The organism is Aeromonas sp. PrichA-15, from assembly GCF_017939245.1.
In the GTDB taxonomy this organism is placed as follows: domain Bacteria; phylum Pseudomonadota; class Gammaproteobacteria; order Enterobacterales; family Aeromonadaceae; genus Aeromonas; species Aeromonas caviae.
The window spans coordinates 1-2,878 of record NZ_JAGKRH010000097.1 but is presented as its reverse complement, the minus strand read 5'-3'; the positions used below and the strand labels follow the sequence as shown (position 1 = coordinate 2,878).

The 2,878-nt window shown below is 59.4% G+C and carries 6 protein-coding genes; 1 reads left to right on the top strand and 5 read right to left on the bottom strand.

Features of this window, described 5'->3' with window-relative positions; genetic code table 11:
* The 4 genes from J9889_RS13440 to J9889_RS13425 form a co-directional block, all read right to left on the bottom strand.
* On the bottom strand, positions 1-288 hold a 288-nt coding region (locus J9889_RS13440), incomplete at its 3' end, for a transposase (RefSeq protein WP_246878093.1).
* Between the two features lie 105 nt (positions 289-393).
* Complete coding sequence (locus J9889_RS13435) at positions 394-822, bottom strand: VOC family protein (protein ID WP_210557007.1); 429 nt, start codon at positions 820-822, stop codon at positions 394-396.
* Between the two features lie 380 nt (positions 823-1,202).
* A complete protein-coding gene (locus J9889_RS13430; RefSeq protein ID WP_210557006.1) occupies positions 1,203-1,796 on the bottom strand; it encodes an MliC family protein in 594 nt (197 codons plus the stop codon).
* 110 nt (positions 1,797-1,906) lie between these two features.
* The gene (locus tag J9889_RS13425; RefSeq protein WP_039040193.1) at positions 1,907-2,275 is read right to left on the bottom strand and encodes a DUF2061 domain-containing protein; all 369 of its coding nucleotides are present in this window, start codon (positions 2,273-2,275) and stop codon (positions 1,907-1,909) included.
* 179 nt (positions 2,276-2,454) lie between these two features.
* Here J9889_RS13425 and J9889_RS13420 point away from each other — a divergent pair, with 179 nt between their 5' ends.
* Complete coding sequence (locus J9889_RS13420; protein WP_109113174.1) at positions 2,455-2,676, top strand: hypothetical protein; 222 nt, start codon at positions 2,455-2,457, stop codon at positions 2,674-2,676.
* Between the two features lie 59 nt (positions 2,677-2,735).
* Here the strand turns inward: J9889_RS13420 and J9889_RS13415 are convergent.
* A partial coding sequence (locus tag J9889_RS13415; protein WP_210537842.1) for a transposase occupies positions 2,736-2,878 on the bottom strand: 143 nt, incomplete at its 5' end.

Here is a 2,878-nt window from a genome sequence, read left to right as displayed (position 1 = left end):
ATCCAGGGATAACCGGGCAAACAGACGCATGGAGGCGATTTCGTACAGAGCATCTTCCATCGCGCCATCGCTCAGGTTGTACCAATGCTGCATGCAGTGAATGCGTAACATGGTTTCCAGCGGATAAGGTCGCCGGCCATTACCAGTCTTGGGGTAAAACGGCTCGATGACTTCCACCATGTTTTGCCATGGCAGAATCTGCTCCATGCGGGACAAGAAAATCTCTTTTCTGGTCTGACGGCGCTTACTGCTGAATTCACTGTCGGCGAAGGTAAGTTGATGACTCATGATGAACCCTGTTCCATGGCTCCAGATGACAAACATGATCTCATATCAGGGACTTGTTCGCACCTTCCTTAGGACACCCACCTTTTGGAGTACTCCGCCTTCTTGCTAAAACCGAATCTCAACCGACTCTGCACTGCGCGTTGCCTCGCCGTGATAAACCGCTTCGATATTGTTGCCGTCCGGATCGAGGACAAAGGCGGCGTAATAGCCGGGGTGATAGACCCGCTCGCCGGGGGGGCCGTTATCCTGGCCGCCATGGGCCAGCGCTGCCTGATAGAAGCGATCGACTGTGGCGCGGTCCTGCGCCTGGAAGGCGAGGTGATGGCGACCGGTCAGTGCGCCGAGCGCTGCCGGGCTGTCGATGGATGTGACAAACAGCTCGTAAGCCCAGAAGTAACCCTCACCCGCGCCGCCGATTGGCACATCGAGGGTGGCCAGTATGGCCCTGTAAAAGCGCTCGCTGTCGGTCAGGTCTTTCACCACCAGCTGGAGATGGTCGATCAGCCGACCCCGATGTAGTGTGTGCGTTTCCATACATTCACTCCACTCGACATGGTTGAATCAGTCATTTACCTCTTGCCGGTTGTGCCCTTTGGCGACGCTACCGCCCTGAATGTCAGCTTCCAGCTTGCTGCGATTGACCAAAAGGGCGTGGTTGGCATGGCTCATTGGAGACTCCGACGAGGCGTGTGTTGCCAATTGGCTATATTAACGGCCCGCGAGCGAAGGGGAAGGAGGCAATGGCGAATTGCCGGGCAAGATCAACAAATGGAGGCTAGCCCGAAAGCCTGGCGTCCGGGCTTGATTGGCGAGAGGGGGCTGGGGATAGGTAAAAGGGGGCGAGCGGCCACCAACTGGTGACCCACTTGCTGCCTGTACGGGAGTGGTTGCCCGGCCTCTGGCCGGGCGGAGGATCAGTTGCCCGGGATCTCGCTGCAGTTGAGGGTGGGCTGACCGTAGCGCTCCAGCATGGCGTCGCTCCCCTTGGTCCAGAGGGTGAGATTTTGCCCCTCGTACCGGGCGCCGCTGGCGCTGGGGGTCTCATAGGCGAGCACCTGCTGCTGGTTGTTACCCTCGCTCAGGTTGATCATGGCGGCGGGCCGCTTGGCCTCGTTGTAGAAGTAGGTGGAGAGGGTGACGCTCTTGCCGCACTGGTAGTCCACCGGTGTCGGCACCTTCAGTTGTCCGCCTTTTATCTGCAACTCGGTGATCCGCAACTGGTAGCTATCTTCCACGCACTGGCGCAGGTCGCCCGCCTTCCAGCAGTCGTTGCGCCCCTTGATCCAGCCGCGCTGGATGGCGCGCTCGCTCTTCTGCTGCTCGGGGGAGTACCCGGCAATCGCCTTGGGATAGAGGGCTGACAGCTCGTTATCCAGCGCAGCCAGTCCGGCATCCTTGCAGATAAGGGTTTCGGCGGCGCCTTTCGCCTTGGCGCACTCGAAGGACGGGGTGGCTGCGGCGGCCAGCAGAGGGCAAAACAGCAGGGTTCCAAGCAAGATCTTGTTCATCGACAGGGCTCCAACAGGGGGCATGATGCCCCGTGACCAGAGCACACTTTACACCCGAAGGAGGCAGGAGCACCCCGTGTTTTTGGGTGGCGGGCGGCCCTGCATGGCAATCAGACGCCGGCCAGCGCCAAGGTCTGGCGGCTGCGCCACAGCCGCTCGTGGAAGAAGAAGACGACGGTGTTGATGGCAGGTTCGATCAGTGCCATCACGCCGCCGGTGAGCAGCTCGCCACTCAGCAGGTAGGCGACACCGAAGGCCACCGAGAAGTGGACCAGGGCGAAGCTGCTGGTCTTGGCCTGCAGGCTGTGGTGGGGCTTGAGCTTGTGCCAGCCAAGGTCGTGGAAGTAGAAGGCGACTGTGTTCACGGCGGGCTCGATGAGGGCGATCAGGCTGGCGGTGAGCAGTTCGCCGGTCAGCAGGTAAGCCACGGTGAAGGCGACACAAAAGTGCAGGATGGCGAAGCTGATGGTCTTTTTCATGGTGGTGTCTCCTCTGGCGATGAAGGCAGTATCACCCAGAATCCCATCAAATGAAAACCATTCTCATCTATCGGCGAAATAGAAAACGCCTATCGACCGGGGGAGGCACCACCAGATTGGGAGTTGCGCGGGAACGCAACGGCGCTAGAGTGTGCCTTTTCCATGAAAAAGGAGCTTTCATGACCATCAACTCCAACCTGTTTGTTCTCTTCATGCTGCTGCTGATGATCGTCGTCGGCGTGGTGGCCTGGCGACTGGCCCGGCGCAAGAGCCGCCACCCGGGGCTTGTCACCTTCCTGTGCGTGTTGCTCTGCCTGGTGCCGCCCCTTGCCCTGCTGGCGCTGCTCATTCTGGCGCTCTGGCGGGACATGCCCGCAGGCGCCGATGCCAGGCAAGCCTAGTCTCTTCAGCCGCCACTGCCGCAGTCATAGAAAAGCCCCTTGGGGGGCTTTTTTACGGTTCATCGCGGCTTTCCGGGGAAGGCCGCCTTGATTTTCAGAAAAAAGTATTCTGAGTCCCTAAATCCATATGCCATGCGCTTTATCACTTTGATCTTGTTGTTCACCCCTTCCAGCACACTCGTGTGCATCGGGTAGTTTGCAC